The sequence below is a fragment of the Hafnia alvei genome (assembly GCF_034424155.1).
Lineage (GTDB): Bacteria > Pseudomonadota > Gammaproteobacteria > Enterobacterales > Enterobacteriaceae > Hafnia > Hafnia alvei.
On record NZ_CP139992.1, the window covers coordinates 1,732,364 to 1,752,993 of the forward strand.

22 protein-coding genes are annotated in these 20,630 nt (G+C 48.3%); 19 read left to right on the plus strand and 3 right to left on the minus strand.

The window, feature by feature from the left end:
• Positions 1–37 precede the first annotated feature (37 nt).
• The 13 genes from U0008_RS08110 to U0008_RS08170 all read left to right on the plus strand — a co-directional run bounded on the left by U0008_RS08110 (position 38) and on the right by U0008_RS08170 (position 9,575).
• Positions 38–346 carry a head-tail connector protein gene (locus U0008_RS08110; protein ID WP_025797695.1) on the plus strand — a complete coding sequence of 103 codons (309 nt, stop codon included), beginning with the start codon at positions 38–40 and terminating at the stop codon, positions 344–346.
• Entirely contained in the window at positions 343–687 is a 345-nt protein-coding gene (locus tag U0008_RS08115; RefSeq protein WP_004092330.1) for a phage head closure protein, read from the plus strand. Before U0008_RS08110 ends, U0008_RS08115 begins: the two co-directional genes overlap by 4 nt.
• Positions 668–1,057, plus strand: coding sequence for a hypothetical protein (locus tag U0008_RS08120; RefSeq protein WP_043492462.1), 390 nt, complete (start codon positions 668–670; stop codon positions 1,055–1,057). Before U0008_RS08115 ends, U0008_RS08120 begins: the two co-directional genes overlap by 20 nt.
• Positions 1,054–1,461, plus strand: a complete 408-nt coding sequence (locus U0008_RS08125) for an HK97-gp10 family putative phage morphogenesis protein (protein WP_004092483.1) — start codon at positions 1,054–1,056, stop codon at positions 1,459–1,461. The genes U0008_RS08120 and U0008_RS08125 overlap by 4 nt, the downstream gene beginning before the upstream one ends.
• Before the next feature lie 35 nt (positions 1,462–1,496).
• On the plus strand, positions 1,497–1,955 hold the full coding sequence (locus tag U0008_RS08130) for a hypothetical protein (RefSeq protein ID WP_004092486.1): 459 nt from the start codon (positions 1,497–1,499) through the stop codon (positions 1,953–1,955).
• Positions 1,952–2,215: an immunoglobulin domain-containing protein gene (locus U0008_RS08135; protein ID WP_211137101.1), complete on the plus strand. Its 264-nt coding sequence runs from the start codon at positions 1,952–1,954 to the stop codon at positions 2,213–2,215. The genes U0008_RS08130 and U0008_RS08135 overlap by 4 nt, the downstream gene beginning before the upstream one ends.
• A gap of 45 nt (positions 2,216–2,260) precedes the next feature.
• Positions 2,261–2,608 (plus strand): hypothetical protein, encoded by a 348-nt coding sequence (locus tag U0008_RS08140; protein WP_043492467.1) that lies wholly within the window; start codon positions 2,261–2,263, stop codon positions 2,606–2,608.
• A gap of 235 nt (positions 2,609–2,843) precedes the next feature.
• Positions 2,844–5,846, plus strand: a complete 3,003-nt coding sequence (locus U0008_RS08145; RefSeq protein WP_051874108.1) for a phage tail tape measure protein — start codon at positions 2,844–2,846, stop codon at positions 5,844–5,846.
• Positions 5,846–6,184, plus strand: a complete 339-nt coding sequence (locus U0008_RS08150; RefSeq protein ID WP_043492470.1) for a phage tail protein — start codon at positions 5,846–5,848, stop codon at positions 6,182–6,184. Before U0008_RS08145 ends, U0008_RS08150 begins: the two co-directional genes overlap by 1 nt.
• Complete coding sequence (locus U0008_RS08155; RefSeq protein WP_043492472.1) at positions 6,181–6,930, plus strand: phage minor tail protein L; 750 nt, start codon at positions 6,181–6,183, stop codon at positions 6,928–6,930. Before U0008_RS08150 ends, U0008_RS08155 begins: the two co-directional genes overlap by 4 nt.
• Before the next feature lies 1 nt (position 6,931).
• Positions 6,932–7,636: a C40 family peptidase gene (locus U0008_RS08160; RefSeq protein WP_043492474.1), complete on the plus strand. Its 705-nt coding sequence runs from the start codon at positions 6,932–6,934 to the stop codon at positions 7,634–7,636.
• Between the two features lie 109 nt (positions 7,637–7,745).
• The gene (locus U0008_RS08165) at positions 7,746–8,879 is read left to right on the plus strand and encodes a hypothetical protein (protein WP_043492476.1); all 1,134 of its coding nucleotides are present in this window, start codon (positions 7,746–7,748) and stop codon (positions 8,877–8,879) included.
• 78 nt (positions 8,880–8,957) lie between these two features.
• Positions 8,958–9,575 carry a tail assembly protein gene (locus tag U0008_RS08170; RefSeq protein WP_051874109.1) on the plus strand — a complete coding sequence of 206 codons (618 nt, stop codon included), beginning with the start codon at positions 8,958–8,960 and terminating at the stop codon, positions 9,573–9,575.
• Between the two features lie 75 nt (positions 9,576–9,650).
• Here the strand turns inward: U0008_RS08170 and U0008_RS08175 are convergent, their stop codons facing one another.
• Positions 9,651–10,283, minus strand: coding sequence for a hypothetical protein (locus U0008_RS08175; protein ID WP_004092181.1), 633 nt, complete (start codon positions 10,281–10,283; stop codon positions 9,651–9,653).
• Between the two features lie 159 nt (positions 10,284–10,442).
• Between U0008_RS08175 and U0008_RS08180 the strand changes: the two genes are divergently transcribed.
• From U0008_RS08180 to U0008_RS08195, 4 genes are read left to right on the plus strand one after another with little or no spacing between them, the layout of a single operon-like run.
• A complete protein-coding gene (locus U0008_RS08180) occupies positions 10,443–13,829 on the plus strand; it encodes a TipJ family phage tail tip protein (RefSeq protein WP_327058443.1) in 3,387 nt (1,128 codons plus the stop codon).
• A complete protein-coding gene (locus tag U0008_RS08185; protein ID WP_043495705.1) occupies positions 13,829–14,125 on the plus strand; it encodes a hypothetical protein in 297 nt (98 codons plus the stop codon). The genes U0008_RS08180 and U0008_RS08185 overlap by 1 nt, the downstream gene beginning before the upstream one ends.
• 3 nt (positions 14,126–14,128) lie before the next feature.
• Entirely contained in the window at positions 14,129–14,782 is a 654-nt protein-coding gene (locus tag U0008_RS08190) for a hypothetical protein (protein ID WP_043495707.1), read from the plus strand.
• 46 nt (positions 14,783–14,828) lie between these two features.
• Positions 14,829–16,184 (plus strand): phage tail fiber protein, encoded by a 1,356-nt coding sequence (locus tag U0008_RS08195; RefSeq protein ID WP_151200905.1) that lies wholly within the window; start codon positions 14,829–14,831, stop codon positions 16,182–16,184.
• A 198-nt stretch (positions 16,185–16,382) separates the two neighbouring features.
• On the opposite strand, the gene recA is transcribed toward U0008_RS08195, so the two are convergent.
• The gene (gene recA, locus U0008_RS08200; RefSeq protein ID WP_051874112.1) at positions 16,383–17,498 is read right to left on the minus strand and encodes a recombinase RecA; all 1,116 of its coding nucleotides are present in this window, start codon (positions 17,496–17,498) and stop codon (positions 16,383–16,385) included.
• Between the two features lie 81 nt (positions 17,499–17,579).
• The gene (locus U0008_RS08205; protein ID WP_043492545.1) at positions 17,580–18,662 is read right to left on the minus strand and encodes a tyrosine-type recombinase/integrase; all 1,083 of its coding nucleotides are present in this window, start codon (positions 18,660–18,662) and stop codon (positions 17,580–17,582) included.
• A gap of 184 nt (positions 18,663–18,846) precedes the next feature.
• Here U0008_RS08205 and pyrD point away from each other — a divergent pair, with 184 nt between their 5' ends.
• A complete protein-coding gene (pyrD, locus tag U0008_RS08210) occupies positions 18,847–19,857 on the plus strand; it encodes a quinone-dependent dihydroorotate dehydrogenase (RefSeq protein WP_040045924.1) in 1,011 nt (336 codons plus the stop codon).
• Between the two features lie 185 nt (positions 19,858–20,042).
• Positions 20,043–20,591, plus strand: a complete 549-nt coding sequence (locus tag U0008_RS08215; protein WP_025800997.1) for a cell division protein ZapC — start codon at positions 20,043–20,045, stop codon at positions 20,589–20,591.
• Positions 20,592–20,630: the final 39 nt, after the last annotated feature.

The window sequence follows — 20,630 nt, forward strand, 5'->3', positions numbered from 1 at the left end:
CCCGTGGCGGCGTTATGCCGCCTTTCTTGAGGTGCTTATGACGCCAGAATTAGAGGAACTACGCCAACAGTGCCGTATTGATGATAAGAGCGAAGACGCACTGTTAACGCTCTATGCACAGGCGGCGAAGGCTGCTGCTGAAACCTTCTTAAACCGCACGCTGGTGGAGAAAGCGCAGGATGTTTCGGGCGATGCGCTGCTATTGACGACCGATATCAAGCTGGCATTGATGATGATGGTGGGACATTGGTATGCCAACCGTGAAGCGGTCAGCCCAGAGCAATTAATGCCGGTGCCGTTCTCCTATCGTGCGCTGCTCGAGCCTTACCGGTTTAAACCATTATGAAGCCACTCTCGGCTGGCGAGCTGAATAAACGCATTACATTGAGACGGATTGAGCAACGGCGCGGCCCGCTCGGGGAGCCGCTGCCGGATGAGCCGGTAGAAGTAGCAAAGACATGGGCAAAGGTTGAGCCGATTTCTGATCGCAAGATCCGCACCTCCGAACAGCAGCAGGTTGTCCAGACCTACCAATTTACGCTGCGACCGCGCGAGGATGTTGCGCAGGACTGGCAGGTTGTTTTTGGGCAACAGTTCTTCACGGTGCGCTCAACCGATCGTACCCATGCCGATCGGCTCATCATTACGGCGGAGGCGGATATTCGTCATGATAGAACAGGCCATTAAAACCGAACTGGAAGCGCTCACCGGTCTGCCGGTTTATCCCTTATTACTACCCGCAGATGTGGTGGAGGGGATCACCTACCAATGCGTTTCCGATCCACCACTTGAAACAGGGCTTGTGCGGACTTCGGTTGTGCGTGCGCGTTTTCAGATACGCATCATTATTCTTAATGATTACACGCGGTTGAAAACGTTAGATCGGCAGATTTGGGGCAAGTGGCAGACGATACGCCACGGCTTTATTGCCGATTTTCCCGTTCAGTATGTTGAGCGCGGAAACCTACGAGAAACACCGAACCCACAAACCAGTAACCAGCAACTCTATGATCTCTTACGGGAGTATTTCATTACGTATGTTGAGGTTTCCCCATGATCACTATCGAGGTGAAAGGACTGCAGGAGCTTGAGCGGCAATTATTGGCCATGGGGGATAAGGCCGTAAAAGTGATGCGTAACGCGGGGCGCGAAGCATTGGCTCCGGTGCTGGAAGATATGAAAGCGCACGCTGGATTCGACGACGCCAGCGCCGGTGAGCACATGCGCGATACCATCAAAATCCGCAGTACCAGCCGTATGAATGATGATAAGTACCTTACGGTGATTACGCTGAGAGTAGGCCCCAGCAAAAAGCACCACATGAAAGCGCTGGCGCAAGAGTTCGGCACCATCAAACAGGTGGCAGCGCCGTTTATCCGTCCTGCCATGGATTACAACAAATCCCGCATTCTTCGCGTTCTCGCCGTCGAGTTACGCGCCGGTATTGAACAAAACCAATAGCACTCGCTATACCAACTAAATGAAGAGAGAAAACGATGGCTGATGATAAAAAAACTTCGCCAGAATACGCCATGCTGCCTGCGGGGACCGTGGTGAAATGGGGCGCGGTAGGCGCTGAGGTTGCCGCGTTAAAACCGCTGATTAACTGTAAGGCGTTGGGGGCAACGGGTCAGACGGGTAGTTTTGTGGATTGCACCACGCTGATTGATACCAGCAAACAGTTTATTTCTGATTTACCGGAGGGGCCTGAGAAATCGCTGGGCTTTGTTGACGATCCTGATAACGAGGATTTTGCTGATTTCTTAAATGCCGCTGAAGCACGCCAAACGGTGCAGTTCTATATTGAGCTACCGAACCGCCGAACGGCCACAATGCTGCTGGCGTTATCTGGTTGGCAGATGAATGAAATCACCGCTCCGGCAAGTGAGGTTATCCAGATCACCGTACAGGGGAAACAAAACAACCTGAAGTGGGGTGTTGTCCCAAAGCCGTGATCAACGTATCGGTTCAACCTACTGGCGCAACACTGGCGGTAGGCGATGCGTTGGATTTATCAGTTACCGCCTCGGCAAGCAACGGGGCGCCGCTGTCTTATCAGTGGTTTAAAGACGGCAAAGCGATACCAGCCGCAAATACGAATACGCTGACTAAAGCGTCCGTCACGGCGAATGATGCGGGAACCTATCACGTTGTGATTTCCTCTGCGGCATTAGCGCCGGTCACCAGCTCGGACGCGGTTATCGCGATTTCTTAATCTCTTATGCGGCCTTCGGGCCGTTTTTTATATCAAGGACATGCTATGAAAAACCTGAAAACGGCGTTGCTCACCCCTTCAGCCAATATTCTTGCCTGCCAGCTGTTTGGCGCAAACGTCTCTATTCGCCAACTGACATTGGGCGAGCTTTATGACTACGAGGCAAAGCTCAAGACACTACAAGATAAAGAGGATGCGCACGCAACCAGCCTGCTCGGTGCTGAGTTAGTGTTAAGCGCCATTGTTGATGAGACGGGGGTAGCTATTCCCGCTGAACAGTTGCCGACCGCCGATGAGCTACTGCGTGCTCACGCAAATACCGCGCTGCTCGATGCCAGCCTATTAGTCCAGCGCCACAGTTATGGCACGCTGGAGGAAGCGCAAAAAAACTAACCGACTCCCCTCTGCTTCGGCTGATATTCACATTAGCCGATCGTTGGGGGGAGCCAGACCCGAGAAAAATTGCCGCGTTGCCTGCCAGCATTTTGCAACATTGGCGTGCGTTCTTTGCACTTGACGACCCTGCCCCGCCAGAAAACCCACACACCGATACCGATCCCCCTTTACCTGCGTTACTGAAAAGTGACGTTGAGGCGCAGTGTGCGGATGTCATGAGGAAATTAAATCTATGAGTGATGTTGCCAGTTTAGCGGTCGCGCTCCACCTCAACTCGGCAGGATTTAAGTCGCAGATTGTGGACGCATACCGCAGCGCAGAAACCGCGTCGAAAAGTTTCACCGCCAAGGCGCAGCAAGAGTCGGCTAAAACCAGCGTAGTATTGGCACAAACCGGCGCGCAGGCGCGTAATACCGGCGTTCAAATTCGCTCATTATCTGATGCGCTGAGTCAATCAGGCGGCGGATTTGAGCAGATCCGTACTATCGTGAGCAGTTTTGCATCGGGGAGCAACGTTGCTGCAGGTACGCTCGCCAATGCCTTGATCCCGAGCATTGAGCGAACGCTCACCGGGTTCGATAAGCTGTCTGTTAGCTGGGATTCTCAGCGTGAACTGGCGCGGGTCTCCGCGCAGGCCAGCGCCGAGGCTGCCAGCAAGCAGATTGAAAACGCACAAGCGGCGCGAACGCAAGCGCAAGCGCAGATGGCCACGGCGAAACGGAGTCGCGAAAGTGCGCAGGCATCCCGCGAGCAGGCGCAGGAGTTAGCGCGGTTTTATGCCGCTCAGACACAGGTTAACCAGCAATACGGCCTTGCGGTTAGCTATCAGGATGAGTACGTCAAAATCAATCGGCAGGTCAGAGAGGCGGATCTTGCCGAGGCGAAGGCCAAACAACAAATGGCTACGGCGTCGAAGGCGGTCTTGGCAGCCGATGTCAGTGAGGCCGCGGGGAAAACGCAACTTCTGAGTTCGCTCAATCAGATAAGTGTGGCTAACCAGAAAGTCTCGTTTTCTGCGCGCGCGGCGGCGGTCAGTACCGGATTAATGCGTAGCGCAATGAGCTTGCTCGGTGGCCCTGTTGGGCTGGGGATTATGGTCGCAGTGTCGGCGGCCACCGCTCTGTATACCGCGTATCAACGCACTGAAGCTGAGACGCAGTCATTTAATAATGCCTTATTGAAGAGTGGTAACACGGCAGGATTGACCATTAACCAACTACGCCTGTTAACCGATCGTTTAGGGGGAACGCAAGGCGCAGTTAAAGCGGTATCGGCGGCAGTGAGTGCGGGATTTGCGGGGGACATGCTCGATCAGGTTGCGACGCTGGGAACGCGCTTAGAGGAAATGGGCGCCAGTTCAGACGAATTAGTGAATCGGCTGACAAGCCTGCGTAATGACCCTCTTAAAGCCATGTCAGACTTGACCGATCAGGGTGTTATTTTCAATAGCACCTTAATTGAGCAAATCGCTACGTTAAGCCGCCAAGGTAAAGAAACCGAAGCTAGCGGACTCTTACAAAAAGCGGTTCTTGAAGACGCTAACCAAAAGGTCAAAGCGCAAGAAAATGATGTAGGCGCGCTCGAGGGCGCATGGAAGTCCCTGAAAACCAGCGTATCAGGTGCATTTAGCATCATCAGTCAGGCTCGATTAGCGACCGCTCAGGCACAAGCCGCTGCTGCCGGTGTAAAAATAGATGTGTCGGATAAACCTGCTCAGGAAGCAAAAAAACAGGCAGAAGAGCGGCAAGCACAGGCACAGAAAGCGCAGGCTGATGCACGAGCACAACTCAAAACTGAGAATGAAATTTCAGCTGCAATCAAGGCGGGCGCTAATCCCCGTAAAGAACAGGCACGACTTACCACAGAAGTCACCGCTCGTTATAAAGCGGGGAAATTGACGGCTGATGAATATCAGCAAGCGTTACGTGGGATTAACAAACAGTATGGTGTGAAACCCAAAGCGTTTAGTGAAAACGAGGGAGCAAAACGCCTCCAACAACTCCAAGAACAAGCTGCTGTATTACGCAGCCAGCAGTCAGAAGCCGACAAGCTCACGGATTCTGAGCGCAAGCTGGTGGCCTTTAAGCAAGAGATTGCAAGCTATCAAGGCAAGCAATTGACTGCTGGCCAGAAAAGTGTGCTAGCGATGAAAGATCAACTCAGCGCACAACTGCAAGAAAACGTCTCGCTGGAAAAAGCCAACCAGCAGCGCCAACTTGCCGTGAAGTTGCAGGAACAAACTCGGGACGCCGTTAAGCAAACGGCTTCGCTCCAGCTTGAGCAATCCAACAAATTGGCAGAAATGAGTTTATCTCAGCCTGCCTATGAACAGATGCTCGAGGAGCAAAAGATCCGTGAGGATTTTACCCAGCGCCGCGTGCAGCTAGAGCAGGAAGTGACAGATAAAAACTCAGCCCTTTACACCCAGCAGACAGCATTTTTAGCCAGTGAGCAGCAAAAGCAGCTCGAGATTGTCCGTAGCAGTGCAGATGAACGCGCTAAAGCGGAGGGCAGCTATTCGTTGGGATTCCGCAAAGGGGTATCCGATTGGGTAACGACCTCCAAAAATGCGTATGCGCAGATGCGTGATTTGGCTGTCAGTAGTTTTGATGCCATGGCTGATGGTGTCGCGACCTTTGCCACGACGGGGAAGTTTAATTTCAGCAGCTTCGCCACGTCGGTTATCGCTGACCTCATCAAAATTCAGACCCGCATGGCGGCATCCAGCCTGCTTTCATCCCTGTTTGGTATTGGTATGAGTGCCGCAGGTGCAGCAGCCGGTGGCGCGGCGAGCGGCTCCGGTGGTGCCACGGGCGATATGGGAATGGGGACTGGCTGGCAAAACTATGTTCCCAATGCTAGGGGGGGCGTATATGCGTCGCCGTCACTGAGTGCCTTTAGTGGGCAAATTGTCGATCGTCCGACTACGTTTGCTTTTGCAAAAGGGGCGGGGCTGATGGGGGAGGCGGGGCCGGAAGCCATTATGCCGCTCAAGCGTGGCGCTGATGGTTCGCTCGGTGTTCGCATGGTTGGGGCAAATCAGCAGGCAGTGAGTGCCGCGCCGCAGGTCACTATCCACATCGATAGCTCAGGGAATACGGCGACCCAAGCCTCTGTGGGCTATGAGCAGTTTGGTGCCGATATTGGTCGTTATGTCGATCAGCGATACCGCACGTTGCGCGATCGGGACCTGCGGCCGGGTGGAACCATTCAACGAGCGATAAAGGGGCGCTGATGGCTATCGAAACATTTCAGTGGAGCCCACGCACCAACGCGGCAGCGGATGCAACTTTCCGAATACGTAAAGCGCAGTTCGGGGACGGGTACGCACAGGTGGCGGGGGATGGGATTAATTTTCGCGCCCAGAATTGGGATCTTAATTTTGTGGGAAGTGAGGCTTATATCACGGCGATCGCGGCGTTCCTCGATCGGCATGCCGGTAGAACCTCTTTCCAATGGAAGCCGCCGTTATCTCCCTTGGGGCTTTACCGCTGTGAGCAGTACAAGCCGAACGCGCTCGGCGGCGGCAACTACTCGCTTTCCGCCACTTTCATACAGGCATTTCATCCATGATTAACGCAGATATTCAGAAATTAGAGCCGGGCGATAAAGTCCGGCTGTTTGAGGTTGATGGTTCGGCCTTTGGTGCCGATGTGTTGCGGTTTCACAGTTGTACGCTTCCCTACACAGAAAAAGAGCTCATCGCAGCCGGTGGTGATGAAAACAAGCTGCCCGCGAAATCTATCTGGTGGCAGGGGAATGAGTATGGCCCATGGGCGGTGCAGGTTGAGGGGCTGGAAATGTCCACGGATGGACAGGCCGCGCAGCCGACGCTGAGCGTGTCCAATATTGATGGGCTTATCACGGCGTTATGTCTGCGCTTTGATGATATGGCACAGGCTAAAGTGACGATCCATGACACGATGGTTCACTACCTCGATGCTGAGAATTTCCCCGAAGGCAATCCTACCGCCGATCCCGAGCAGGAAAAAAAGCAGGTTTACTATATTGACCGTAAGTCGCTCGAAAACGATGAAACCGTTGAGTTTGAGCTGGCGAGCCCTGCTGATTTACGTGGCCTGCAAATACCGACGCGCCAGATCCATTCGTTGTGTACATGGTGCTCACGCGGTTGGTACCGAACGGGTAAAGGGTGTGATTACGCGGGGACGCGCTACTTTGATGAGAATGGGCAGCCGGTTGATGATCCGAGTCAGGATAAGTGCGGTGGGTTACTCAGCGATTGTCAAAAGCGCTTTGGTGAAAACAACCCGGTGCCGTTTGGCGGTTTTCCGGGTGCAGCACTGATAAGGCAATAGTATGAGAGAGAAAACGATACAGGCTATTGTGGCCCATGCCGCAGAGGTTTATCCGGCTGAATGCTGCGGCGTGGTGGCGCAAAAATCACGTGTGGAACGCTACTTCCCCTGCCGTAATATCGCGGAAAATCCCACGGAACAGTTTCATTTATCTCCGGAGGATTATATTGCAGCAGAAGAATGGGGAACCGTAACGGGGATTGTTCACAGTCATCCTGATGCCACCACGCAGCCGAGTGAGCTGGATAAGGCGCAGTGTGATGCGATGGCAATACCGTGGCATATCGTGAGTTATCCGGAGGGCGACTTGCGCACCGTGATACCGCGTGGGGAATTGCCGCTGGTGGGGCGCGCTTTTGTGCTGGGGCATACCGATTGCTGGGGGCTGGTTATGAGTTACTTCCGGCAAACGCATGGCATTGTGCTTAATGATTACCGCGTTGATTATCCGTGGTGGGAGTCAGGCCGTGAAAATCTCTATCTGGATAATTGGTACGAATGCGGTTTTCGTGAGTTTAGCGGCCAACCCCAATCTGGCGATATGGTGATAATGCAAGTCTCCGCGCCGGTCGCGAATCATGCCGGTATTCTGCTAGATGATGGGATGCTATTGCATCATATGTACAACATGTTGAGTCAGCGTGTTCCCTACGGGGGATACTGGAAAGATCGAACTGTGAAGATAGTCAGGCTTTCCGAGCTTTAAAGTCGTAAAGCATAAGAGTTGGGGTATCGAACGTACAGATAGTACCCATTGTGAATGGATAACAAAATGGTAATATTATTAAGAAAATATAATTATTTTGGATAGGGATATGATGAAATCAATAGTTGCCGGTGTGATATCAGTTGCTCTCTTAACTGGATGTGGACCAAAAGACCTGTCTCCAGAGCAAATCAAGCAAGTAGAGGCTCTTAAAGTTGAGATGTCAAAGACAGATGTTGAAATATCCTCAGCCATAGATCTCGACGAACAATATTCTGGTGGTTTAATAAAATCTCTAGTTAGAGCTAGGCTAGAGGTGCTGAAAACAAATAAAGCTTTGCTAGAACAAAGAGTCAACGCTATAGAGTCTGGTGCAAAAATAAAGATTGATGTCAGTGGGTTTAAGCCTGATATGGAATTAGCCTCTTCGTTGGAAAAGGAAATTAATACGTTAAAAGGTCAAATTCTCGAGGCGAAAAGTGATGCGGAAAAATATGCAGGCGGGCTTGTTCTTTCTATGAAACTAGCTGCGATTGCAACTCAAGAACAGACATTGGCAGTGCTTGAACAGCGTTATCTTTTTGCTAAATATGGGTTACCAGAAGTAGGAATATCTCCAGTCGTCAATCGGACCCCACCGACTGATGAAATTAAACCGACTCATCAAGAGGAAAAGAAATCCATACTTCCAGCCCTAAGCGGCCCATTTGGTTTACAAGAGGGGTTAACAAAAAAGAACATTGAAGACATGATAGGTCGCTCTATTGAGCCTGTTGAAGGAAATATTAATCTCTATATAACTAGCTCACTTCCTAAAGAAAATAGCGACTTTACATCCTATGGATTACTCATATCGCCTACGGCAGGACTTTGTCAAATTAGAGCCATAGGAAAAAATATAGATACCGACAGTTATGGTCTTAAACTTCAATCAACATTTGACGATTTAAAAAAATCTCTCGATTCTTTATATGGTAATGGTGAAGAAACAGATATTTTGTTATCTGGATCAATTTGGAAAAACCCAAATGATTGGATGATGGGACTCATCAAACAGGAAAGGTTCTTATCTGCAAAGTGGAACAGCGATCATGATGCCATGAAGAAAAATAGCCTTAGCACTATATGGCTAGAGGCAAGAGCCCAGACTGAATCTTCAGGTTATATTCTTCTTCAATATGTGTTTAATAATGATAATACCTGCCAATCTGAAATAGATGGAGAAAGAAAAAATTCTCTTTAATTGATAATAATTACTTTCTTATCACATAGCATAATATAAAGGCCAGCTACTTAGCTGGCTTTTATATTGGAGGGTTCAATGTTTGTTGATGTTAAAATACGTAAATTAATATTCCATGGATGTTTAATTAATGAATTTGGGCGTGACTTTAAATATCGAGCACATAGTGCTACAAAGATGATCAGCGCAGCAAAAAATCTGTTACCCAATTTTGAGCATTATATGCTGGCAGCGCATAAGCGTGGGTTAACCTTTGCGGTGTTTGTTGGAAAAAGAAATATCAAAGAGGATGAACTAGAACTAACTAAAGGTACAGATGACATACATCTTGTGCCTGTAATTATAGGGAGTAAGCGCGCAGGACTCTTTCAAACAATTCTTGGTGTAGCGCTAATAGGTGCTGCAACATTTTTTAGTGGCGGAACACTGGCTGGCGCTTTTGCAAGCACGGGGGTGTGGGGCGGTGCTTTGGCTCTAACAGGCGCATCTATGGCGCTCGGCGGTGTAGTCCAAATGCTATCCCCCCAACAAGCTGGTATTCGAATGCGGCAAGATCCGGACAACAAACCCAGCTATGCATTTGGGGGGCCTGTTAACAGTACCGCTCAGGGCAATCCGGTTGCCATCGGTTATGGTGAACGGGAGATCGGCGGTGCAGTTATTTCCGCTGGGATATATACCGAAGACCAGCAATAAACAGATTAACTAAAGGCCGACTTGGCGGCCTATGGAGGCAATATGAATTTATTTGATATCATCGAACAGCTTCCTCTACGGGAAGGTGGGGCTACTCCCTTCAGTAAGAGCCTTGTTCAGCCTTTTGATGGCTTTGAAAATGCTTTCAAACGTGGTATTGAGCGCACTCCAGGTCTCAGAATCTCCATTCCCATATGTATTGAAAACCAGTCTAATTCGGTAACCCTCTCTCTGGTCAGCCGGGAGACTAATGAAATCTGTAGGCGCAATCTGAATATCAATGAAGCTATTGAGGAAGTCGGGCCTTTCTACTTGCAAATAAAACGATGACATTCTCATGATCCAAGTTATCACATCTTTATTGCAGTTGAGTGGATGGTCGCGCAGAAAAAATTCAACTCGACCATCAATTTTATGGGTGTATTTAAATAGTGAGTCAACATTGTTTATAACGCCCTCCCTCATTGCACAGTCATTTGTTTCGAAGGCCGATGCTGAACCATTTATCCATTTGATAAATTCATAAAATGTTTGTACGGCCTTTTGACTTTCATGAGGTTTAAAGTCTTCTAGAACCTCAGTTATCAGTTCAGGATTCTTGATAAAATTTGAATAAAACCCTGCTCTTTCTTCATAAGATGTTTTCTTCCACGGATGAGAGCGCCTGTCATTTTCAGATTCTCTCAATGGGTCAAAGTTTATAAGCATCACAATTCCCTTTCAGAAGTCAATAACTCTCCCCGGTTTGCTTATCTGAACATGCCAATACTCGACCGGGCTGAGCAACCACCTTACCCAAGACAGAGTGTTAATTGAATCCTGATATCTAAACAGTAGCCGTGCCTAGCGGTTTTTTATGGGTGAAATATGATAAACGAGATTAAAGGCCATAAAGGTGGCGGTGGTAGTGGGCATACGCCTGTTGAATCACCCGATAGCATCCAGTCGATGGCCATTGCCAAAATATTGCTCGCGCTGGGTGAGGGAGAATGGGCTGGTGGCCTTGATGGTACCAATATTTTCCTAGATGGAACGCCGCTCACTAATGAGGACGGTAGCTCGAATTTCGAGGGGGTAAGCTGGGAGTTTCGCCCCGGCACCCAATCGCAGGAATATATCAAAGGTGTCCCTGCTGTTGAGAATGAAATCACCATCGGTACCGAACTTAAAAGTTCAGCTCCGTGGGTGCGTGCGGTTAACAATACCCAGCTATCGGCAGTGCGTTTGCGGTTCGGCTGGCCTGCATTACAGCAGCAAAAAGATAATGGTGATGTGAACGGCTATAAAATTGAATACGCTATCGATGTAGCCACGGACGGTGGCGCATATCGTGAGGTGCTTAAATCTGCCGTTGATGGCAAAACGACAACGCTTTATGAGCGCAGCCACCGTATTGACTTACCCACAGCGACAACCGGCTGGCAGTTGCGTGTTCGCCGTCTCACCGCCAACGCTAATAGCGGTCGTATTGCCGACACGATGAATGTTGAGGCTTACACTGAAGTTATCGATGCCAAATTACGCTATCCAAACACAGCGCTGCTCTATGTGGAATTTAACGCCAAGCAGTTTCAAAACATCCCTAAAGTGACATGCCGACCAAAGATGATGATCGTCAGAGTGCCGGATAATTATGATCCGGTCACGCGGCAATATTCTGGTGTCTGGACGGGCGGGTTCAAGTGGGCATGGACTGATAACCCTGCATGGGTGTTCTATGACATCCTGATCTCTGATCGTTACGGTTTAGGCCAACGTATTGACTCCACGCAGGTGGATGAATCGGAGCTTTATCGTATCGCGCAGTATTGTGATCAACTGGTGCCCGATGGTCGTGGCGGTGGAGGAATGGAGCCGCGCTTTAAGTGTGATGTGTACATTCAGTCGCGTGAAGATGCGTGGACCGTTCTGACGGACTTTGCCGCGATATTCCGCGGTATGACCTGTTACGGGCAAAATCAGATTGTGACACTGGCAGATATGCCGCGAGACTTGGATTACACCTACACGCGAGCCAATGTTATCAATGGGAAGTTTGCCTACTCAGCATCGAGCGAACGCACACGGTACACCACCGCCATGGTGGGATGGTCAGACCCAGCCAATCATTATGCCGATGCTGTCGAGTCGGTGTTCGAAAATGCATTAGTACGCCGCTACGGGGTGAACCAGACGGAGATCACTGCCATCGGTTGTACGCGTCAAAGCGAAGCTAATCGCCGTGGCCGCTGGGCATTATTGAGTAATAGCCAAGATCGAACGGTTGAGTTTTCCGTAGGACTCGATGGTTTAATCCCGTTTCCGGGGCATATTATTGGCGTTGCCGATCAGATGCTCTCAGGGCGCGTTATGGGAGGCCGCATTAGCAGCGTTGAAGGACGAAATGTTCGCCTCGACCGCGAGCCAGATATTAAGAGCGGCGACCGTCTGATCGTTAATTTACCTTCTGGTATCAGTCAGGCCAGAACGGTGCAGTCGTTAAATGGTCGCCTTGTTACGGTGACAACGAGCTATAGTGAAACTCCGCAGGCCGAATCAGTATGGGCAGTTGATGCTGATGAACTCGCTGTGCAGCTCTACCGCGTTGTGAGTGTGGCAGACAACAACAACAACACCTACACCATCGTTGGGGCTTACCATGACCCGGACAAGTATTCGCGGATTGATACCGGCGCACGTATAGACGATCGCCCCATTTCTGTTATTCCACCGGGTGTTCAGGTTGCGCCAGAAAATGTTCTTATTACCAGCTACTCAAGCATCAATCAGGGAATAGCCGTTACCACGATGCGCGCAACGTGGAACGCGGTGAAGAATGCGATCGCTTATGAGGCTGAGTGGCGAAAAGATAACGGTAACTGGGTATCAGTCCCGCGCACGTCGGCACTGGGTTTCGAGGTTCCCGGTATTTACGCAGGTCGTTATTTTGTGCGCGTTCGTGCTATCAACGCCAGTGATATTTCATCGCTATGGGCTAGCTCGTTAGAAACTGAACTTAAGGGTAAAGAAGGGAAGCCACCGCAGCCGGTTGGTTTCAAAACTGATCCGCTAGTTTTTGGCATACAGCTTTCGTGGAATTTTCCTGAAGGAGCGGAAGATACGCTTAAAACTGAGATTCAGTACAACGATAAAAACGCTGAAGACGGAGCCATGCTTCTATCTGATATTCCGTATCCTCAGCGCAGCTATCAGCAGATGGGCCTGAAAGCAGGACAGTCTTTCTTCTATCGCGCTCGATTGGTTGATAAGACGGGGAATCAGGGGGACTGGATTGATTGGGTTCTTGGTGAGTCAAGCACCGATGTTGAATGGATCGCAGATGAAGTTAAAAAAGGCATTGAGGAGTCCGATGTATTCAAAGAGATCGACAAAAACCTAGTCGATTCGAATGCTCAGCTTCAATCCGCAGCCGATGCTGCAATACAGAATGCGCTGGCAAATGATGCCGATGTGCGCCGCTGGATGGTGCAGAACGGCGACCGTAAAGCGGAAATAATCGAAACCCAGCAACTTGTCGCGGATGAAACAGAGGCAAGAGCAACGGCAGTTACTCAGTTAAAAACGCAGACGGATAAAACCAGCTCAGATTTAACAGAGTTCCGCGAAACCGTAGCAAAAGATAATGAAGCTACAGCGCAAAAGATTACCCAACTTAATTCTAAAACTGATACCACTAATAGCAATATCACTGCCTTAGAAAAAACCGTTGCGGATAGTGATAAAGTCTTATCGGAAAAAATAACCGGCTTAACATCGACGGTCGGAGAAAACACGGCTGCTATTCAAGTTCGCGGCCAAACTATCTTTAAAAAAGATGGAACGGGTAGTTCCGTTTACAGCATGGGTGCCGGTATCACGTATAAAGGGAAGTATTATGCAGCCGGTTTGTCTGTCGGGGCTGAGGTTAACGCCGCTGGAGCAGTGAGCACACGTATTTTAGCCAGTGCTGATCAATTCGCTGTGTTAAATCCGGCTACTAACGGCTATACGTTGCCGTTTTTTGTTCAAGGTTCGCAAACCTTCATTGTTTCCGCGCTCATCCAAGATGCATCTATTACTAACGCCAAAATCGGTAGCTATATTCAGTCAAACAATTATGTTGCGGGCAAGGCTGGCTGGCGCATCGATAAGAATGGCGTGTTAGAAATGAACTCGGCGTTACCGGGCGGTGGTCGCTCCGTGTTTGATTCTAATGGTATTGGTGTATATGACCCAAATGGCGTTAGACGTTTTGCAGCGGGGTATAAACCTTAATGGGAAGTTATGGTGTTTTTGTTTACAACGAAAAAGGGATTGAAACGAGCGCCATCGATGGGCGCTCTTTTTTTCTCGATAGCATTATGATCACTAGTGCAAATAGAAATGGGAGCAAAAGCTATCCAAGCGTAGATTTGAATGTATATAGCTTAACTTATGCCGTGTCAGGCTCCGGTGGTGCGATAGGCGCATATATTCATCCCAAAATAAGCGGAAATACAATTTCATGGACAAGCATTGCTTCCGATGCTTCTTCATCGGGGTATATCTTTATTTGCTTGGTGGAGAAATAGTTTATGCCATTTTACGTTGAACTGAAAAATGATAAGGGCAGGACAATATACGATACAACTCTGCGCAATTTTTCGCTGATTTCTCGCCAACGTGTCATTGTGCCTCCGGCAGGGCAAAGCCCGTTAATCATTAACATTCCAAATCCCCAAACTACGATCCCTTTTGTTCGAATCGAGGGCGGATATGAAGCGAATGTGGCTTTGCTAGCCTCTGTTTCTGGCTCTCAGGTAGGGCTCATACTTGCGCCGCCGCCGTCAGGTGCTGCTGTCAGTAAACCCGCGATTGTATACCTGATGGGGGTTGGGACTACCGGCATTGCGCCAGAGTATGGGGCAGTCATTAGAAATGAGGCTGGCGCCGTTGAGTGGTCATCGCTGGATAACCCTCTATTTATTCGAACCGTCGCCATTACAGATGCCCATGCAACGCCAAATACTAGTATTGTGGCAGGCCGTTCGATAGCCGTTTGCCCATCAATCACCGGAACGATAAAGCGTAACGGTGGTAATGCGTTTAGCGTGATTACCGGTTTTTCTGATGGCTTGCGTGCGCAGGCTTTTGGAAACTTCGGTGGCTCCGGTGCGTGGTCTTGGGATACATCGCTTACACCCCGGCTCGATTATCAGGTTTATATCGAAACAGCTTACATGGATTAAATCTTAATAACCCGCCTAGTGCGGGTTTTTTATTGGAGCAAATATTATGTCTTTATACGCGACAGGCACGATCACGGGCGCATTGAATGCAACCACTATTACCGGCACCGGCACAAAATGGAGCGATGCGAAGATCGGCATTACGAATGGCTCCGTGCTGTTTGTATCGTCTAATGCAGGGGTTGATGGCGTCTATCAGGTTAAGCGTGTCATTAGCGATACGTCGATAGAGCTGGTCCAGCCAATCTATAAAGCGTTTACTAATTCCAAGTATTCGATCCTGGTGGCAGAGTCGGCAAGTACAGCGGCATGGTCTAATCAACTCGCGGCGACGCTTGGATACTATCAAGCGCAAATGGACGGCTGGCAGCAAATTATGACCGGAACGGGCGATATTGCACTTACTGCGCCGGATGGCACTAAAGTAACGATCAAAAGTTTTACTAAGCTATCAAATGATTTAGATAAAAAAGCCAATGCAGGTGATAACAGCGATATTACAAGCATCTCCGGGCTAAAAACTGCACTCAGCATTGAGCAGGGAGGGACTGGCGAGAAAACTCCAGGTATGAAGTTGTTAGGTGGCCTAGGGCTGAAAAGTAATTCAAGGTTTCTAACGACGACTGGTTCATATATCCCCGGCGAGTTCGTTCCTCAAGCGGTTTATGACAGTCGCTCTATCGTCGGGTACGCAAATATACATAACTGGCCGTTGGGCATCAGCGCAGGTGTTCAGAGTGGGGCGAACGGCACCGATCAGTCGGGAGTCATTTCTCTATTAACAGTGAGAGGGTGGCCTGATGACTCGGGTATATCCGCATCATGTCAGTGGTTCATGGGAGCTACAAAAGCAGGTTATAGATATCCAGGATACAATTCGGTTGATGCGGCATGGTACTTGAGAACTGAGTATTTATGGTGCACTAGGACAACAACAGTTGATTCAAATGGGTTCATTAAAAAAGCATCGCCTGTTATTAAAATCTTCAGTGATGGGAAGTTTGAAACAAATAATGAATCAGAAGGTGCGCAGGTGACCCGCGAGGGTGTTGGTGTTTATCGCATAAGCAATATTCTCGGCCCGCACTCAGATAAAGCATGGGGCGGTATCGATGGTGGTTTTGAAATCCCAAAAGACCGCAATGGCCAGCGCTTAATTTGGTTGGATTATGAGGTTGAAGCCGACGGTTCTATTATTGTTAAAACCTATCACCGTACATACCCGGATGCGCCTGAATTTGCCAGAAACATCAAGGATGGATATGAGGAAAGCGATCCTATTGATATACCGTCTGACCAATTCCTTTCCGTTCGCGTAGAAATGCCACAGGATTCGATCTGGAATCAAGCTCAAAAAGCAGCGCAAGAAGAAATGGCACGAGAAGAAATTGCAGAAGAGTAATTAGGTTTGCGCCGGTCCGTATGCAAGACTCCGGCGCAGTGACAATACCAGTGGATCGCTAATGCGTTTAAGTGATTCAAATGGATATTGTCAGGCGCGGATTGTACGGATTAAACCTGAGATAGCAATGAGAATCAATCGGATATTTTATTGAGTGTAGATACGGGATTTTCCCGTATCTACCTTAGAAAAGCAGCCTTAAATATCGGTAAGTTCAACTTCTTCCTCGGCGGTACTTTCTACAATCTCCTCACCAATATCACTAGTGACAGGGAGTGGTTTCGCAAGAACCAGATCTCTGATTTTTTGCTCGATCTCTTGCGCTACCTCAGAATTCTCCGCTAAATACTTCATCGCATTAGCTCTACCTTGCCCAATCTTCCCGCCGTTATACTCATACCACGCACCAGCTTTACCAATAAGTTTAAGCTTTACGCCAAGCTCAACGAGCTCGCCTTCATGTGATATTCCTTGCCCATAAAGGATCTGGAATTCAGCTTGACGGAAGGGCGGCGAAACTTTGTTTTTGACCACTTTAACGCGGGTTTCATTGCCAAGAACTTCATCACCATCTTTAATCGCACCAATACGTCGAATATCAAGACGAACGGAAGAATAGAATTTTAGCGCATTGCCACCAGTCGTCGTTTCTGGACTTCCGAACATTACACCAATTTTCATACGAATTTGGTTAATGAAGACTACCAAGCAATTGGCATTTTTGATGTTACCCGTCATTTTACGAAGAGCTTGAGACATAAGGCGAGCCTGTAGGCCAACATGAGAGTCCCCCATCTCGCCTTCGATCTCTGCTTTAGGTGTCAATGCAGCAACTGAATCGACAATAATCACGTTCACAGCACCAGAGCGGACTAAGGCATCACAGATTTCCAATGCTTGTTCGCCGGTATCTGGCTGAGAAATGAGCAGCTCATTTGTGTTTACGCCAAGTTTTTGTGCATAAATTGGATCGAGGGCATGTTCAGCATCGATAAATGCGCACATCTTCCCTGCTTTTTGCGCCGCAGCGATAACAGACAGAGTAAGCGTGGTTTTTCCTGATGACTCAGGTCCAAAGATTTCAACAACACGGCCCATAGGCAAGCCACCAATACCAAGAGCGGCGTCTAGAGTGATTGAGCCAGTAGAGATAGCTTCGATATCAAGAGTTTTATTATCACCCAGACGCATTATCGAACCTTTGCCAAATGCTTTTTCAATTTGACCAATTGCAGCGGCTAGAGCTTTAGCTTTGTCATCTTTGTTTGTGATCTGGGCTACGTCACTAGTGGATTTTTTCTTTACATCTGCCATGTTATCGCCTCTCGCTAAGCACTGTTGATTTACACAGTATATGTGTATTCATACAGTATTGTCGAGAGGGATTATTTTTTATTAAAGCTGTTTTCTTTGCAGAGCATCAAATTTTTCATGGAGTGATTTAGGGTATAGCTCAGTATATACCTGCCACAAAACGTTTAGAGTTCGATGCCCAGTCACTTGTGCTACTTCCTCGATGCTAAATCCCGCTTCAAATAGGCGGCTTGCACCTTCTCTACGTAAGTCGTGATAGCGCAGATCTTCAATGCCCAACTCGTTTCGAACGTCCCTATAGACCAGCGTAATCCCCTTGGGAGGATAAGGGAAAATTCTGTCATCACTTTTTGGTTGCCGCTGAACAATTTCCCATGCTTCACCAAGTAAAGGTACCATCATGTGGTTACCTTCTTTTTTACGTGGATCTTTACGGTCACGAACCAGTACCGCCTTCTGTTCTTCGCTAATATCATCCCAGCGAATTGCACAAACTTCCCCAACGCGCATACATGACAGAATTGAAAACATAAAGATATCGTCGTACGGAATACCCTTATAGGATCTTTTGGCGCGGTCGCGCATTCCATCGTAGAGCCTATCGAACTCTTCAGCTGACGGCCTACGACTACGACGTTTAGATTGTCCAGTTACTCCCATGCTCGAAAGAGCTGATCTAGCAACGCTCAAACTATCTAGGTTCACGTCGATATCAAAGAGAGGTTTTGCAGCAGATAAAACAGAGCCCATATAGGCTAGGTCATGAGAAACAGTGGCAGGTGATGCGCCAGAAGCTGATCTGAAGCGGCAGTGCTCAATAAATGTATTTGAAACGATGGAGGATAGAGGTACGTTGGAGATCGCAAACTTTTGCAGTCTAGTGAGAACATCCAATTTATCTCGCCCGACTTTTTGCTTTATGTTGGGGTGCTCTAAGTAATCACGGATTAAATCACCAATTGTTTTAGAGGACCGGGCATCAGGTATGCCATTGGTTTCAATTTCCTGAACCATGCGAGCGCCCCAGCTTTTTGCCTGAGCTTGACGCGCAAACGTTTTACTTTCTCGGAAAAGATATTTACCATTTTGCCGAACACCAACAGTACAGCGATAACGTGGTGTTCCATCGGCTCGCTCTCTTTTCTCAATACTAAAGTACGCCATTTGAAAACCTTGGGGTGCAGTGTGGGGTGCTGAGAGTAAAAAAATATACTAAAACGTCGAAAAATGTACAGAAATAATGAAATTGAAATGATGGATAAACCTGCTAACACGCTGAATTAATACGATAATATGATTTATTGTGAAGAATACAGCTCAGACTTGCCACCGGGACTCAGGAGATACCATGCTTTACCCCTTCGTTAGAAAGGCACTTTTCCAGCTCGATCCAGAGCGCGCGCACGAATTCACATTTAAGCAGCTTCGCCGTATTACGGGCACTCCGCTGGAGTTTCTGGTTCGTCAGTCAGTGGCTTCTAAGCCGGTAACATGCATGGGATTATCTTTCAAAAATCCGCTTGGCCTTGCCGCAGGTTTAGACAAAGATGGCGAATGTATTGATGCGCTAGGCGCAATGGGATTTGGTTTCATCGAAGTTGGCACCGTAACGCCTCGCGCTCAATCGGGTAATGACAAGCCTCGTTTATTCCGTCTTGTTGAAGCTGAAGGCCTAATTAACCGCATGGGATTTAATAACCATGGGGTCGATAATCTGGTCGAGAACGTCAAAAAATCTCATTTTGGCGGCGTGTTAGGGATCAATATTGGCAAGAATAAAGATACGCCGGTTGAGCAGGGTAAAGACGATTATTTAATCTGCATGGAAAAGGTTTACTCCTATGCGGGTTACATTGCGATAAATATCTCCTCACCAAATACGCCGGGTTTAAGAACCTTGCAATATGGTGAAGCATTAGACGATCTATTAACCGCGATAAAAGCAAAACAGATCGAGCTACAACAAAAACACCATAAATATGTTCCTATTGCGGTGAAGATCGCGCCGGATCTTTCTCATGAGGAATTGATTCAGGTCGCCGATAGTTTAGTTCGCCATAATATAGATGGGGTTATTGCAACGAATACCACATTAGATCGCAAATTAGTTAACGGATTTAATTACTGCGATCAGATGGGCGGGCTTAGCGGGCGTCCTTTACAGCTGCACAGCACAGAGATTGTTCGTCAGCTCTCTAAAGAGTTGCAGGGGCGCTTACCGATTATTGGTGTTGGCGGGATCGACTCCGTTATTGCAGCCAGAGAAAAAATAGATGCCGGTGCTTCATTGGTTCAAATCTATTCAGGTTTTATCTTTAAAGGACCTGGTCTGATTAAAGATATCGTTAACTACATCTAATTATTTACCTGCCTATTTGCCCCGGGGGTTTATTTCTTCTTCGGGGTAGTCTATATTTCAACCGTTCTGCCAATTAATTGTCCAAATGAATCACGCTAATTTAATCAACGCATGATTTGGTCGTATTAATGACACGGGCAACAGTCGAATCACGATCCTGATGGTCGATGCAGAAGAGGGATGTTATGAATATAAAACCGGGCGATAACTGGCGCTGGTATTTTGATGAGGAACACGATCGTTTGATGTTGGATTTAGCCAACGGAATGATTTTTCGATCCCGCTTTGCGGCTAAAATGCTAACGCCAGATGCTTTCGAAGACTGCTCATTTTGCGTTGATGATGCAGCGCTCTATTACCAGTTTGAAGAACGAAGCCGTCAGACGGGATTAAAAAAAGAACAACGTGCAGAATTAATACTAAATGCACTAGTTGCGCAGCGTTTTTTGAAACCGCTGATGCCAAAAAGTTGGCATTTTGCCCCACAGTCTTGTTCAGTAAGCCCGGCAATAGGCGAAGTGGTTGCCGTGCAGGTTTCCAATACTGCTGAGCAGGCGCGTTTGCTGGTGGTTGAGTCTGGAGATAGTGCCAGTTTATGTCTTTTAGCCCAGCCTTATTTGCAACTGGCGGGTAAAGCGATGCAGCTTGGCGACGCGATTAAGGTTATGCACGACAGATTAATTGCCGTACAGCCATCCGCTGATGCTGAAGATATTTTAGCCTACGCTGTTTAATATATGCGGGCAGTAAATATCCCGCATATTTCTACTATT

What these genes read in the sequence shown, in the direction of transcription:
- U0008_RS08110 (WP_025797695.1), top strand. Translation starts at nt 38, where the DNA reads ATGACGCCAGAATTAGAGGAACTACGCCAACAGTGCCGTATTGATGAT.
- U0008_RS08115 (WP_004092330.1), top strand. Translation starts at nt 343, where the DNA reads ATGAAGCCACTCTCGGCTGGCGAGCTGAATAAACGCATTACATTGAGA.
- U0008_RS08120 (WP_043492462.1), top strand. Translation starts at nt 668, where the DNA reads ATGATAGAACAGGCCATTAAAACCGAACTGGAAGCGCTCACCGGTCTG.
- U0008_RS08125 (WP_004092483.1), top strand. Translation starts at nt 1,054, where the DNA reads ATGATCACTATCGAGGTGAAAGGACTGCAGGAGCTTGAGCGGCAATTA.
- U0008_RS08130 (WP_004092486.1), top strand. Translation starts at nt 1,497, where the DNA reads ATGGCTGATGATAAAAAAACTTCGCCAGAATACGCCATGCTGCCTGCG.
- U0008_RS08140 (WP_043492467.1), top strand. Translation starts at nt 2,261, where the DNA reads ATGAAAAACCTGAAAACGGCGTTGCTCACCCCTTCAGCCAATATTCTT.
- U0008_RS08145 (WP_051874108.1), top strand. Translation starts at nt 2,844, where the DNA reads ATGAGTGATGTTGCCAGTTTAGCGGTCGCGCTCCACCTCAACTCGGCA.
- U0008_RS08150 (WP_043492470.1), top strand. Translation starts at nt 5,846, where the DNA reads ATGGCTATCGAAACATTTCAGTGGAGCCCACGCACCAACGCGGCAGCG.
- U0008_RS08155 (WP_043492472.1), top strand. Translation starts at nt 6,181, where the DNA reads ATGATTAACGCAGATATTCAGAAATTAGAGCCGGGCGATAAAGTCCGG.
- U0008_RS08160 (WP_043492474.1), top strand. Translation starts at nt 6,932, where the DNA reads ATGAGAGAGAAAACGATACAGGCTATTGTGGCCCATGCCGCAGAGGTT.
- U0008_RS08165 (WP_043492476.1), top strand. Translation starts at nt 7,746, where the DNA reads ATGATGAAATCAATAGTTGCCGGTGTGATATCAGTTGCTCTCTTAACT.
- U0008_RS08170 (WP_051874109.1), top strand. Translation starts at nt 8,958, where the DNA reads ATGTTTGTTGATGTTAAAATACGTAAATTAATATTCCATGGATGTTTA.
- U0008_RS08175 (WP_004092181.1), bottom strand. Translation starts at nt 10,283, where the DNA reads ATGCTTATAAACTTTGACCCATTGAGAGAATCTGAAAATGACAGGCGC.
- U0008_RS08180 (WP_327058443.1), top strand. Translation starts at nt 10,443, where the DNA reads ATGATAAACGAGATTAAAGGCCATAAAGGTGGCGGTGGTAGTGGGCAT.
- U0008_RS08185 (WP_043495705.1), top strand. Translation starts at nt 13,829, where the DNA reads ATGGGAAGTTATGGTGTTTTTGTTTACAACGAAAAAGGGATTGAAACG.
- U0008_RS08190 (WP_043495707.1), top strand. Translation starts at nt 14,129, where the DNA reads ATGCCATTTTACGTTGAACTGAAAAATGATAAGGGCAGGACAATATAC.
- U0008_RS08195 (WP_151200905.1), top strand. Translation starts at nt 14,829, where the DNA reads ATGTCTTTATACGCGACAGGCACGATCACGGGCGCATTGAATGCAACC.
- recA (WP_051874112.1), bottom strand. Translation starts at nt 17,498, where the DNA reads ATGGCAGATGTAAAGAAAAAATCCACTAGTGACGTAGCCCAGATCACA.
- U0008_RS08205 (WP_043492545.1), bottom strand. Translation starts at nt 18,662, where the DNA reads ATGGCGTACTTTAGTATTGAGAAAAGAGAGCGAGCCGATGGAACACCA.
- pyrD (WP_040045924.1), top strand. Translation starts at nt 18,847, where the DNA reads ATGCTTTACCCCTTCGTTAGAAAGGCACTTTTCCAGCTCGATCCAGAG.
- U0008_RS08215 (WP_025800997.1), top strand. Translation starts at nt 20,043, where the DNA reads ATGAATATAAAACCGGGCGATAACTGGCGCTGGTATTTTGATGAGGAA.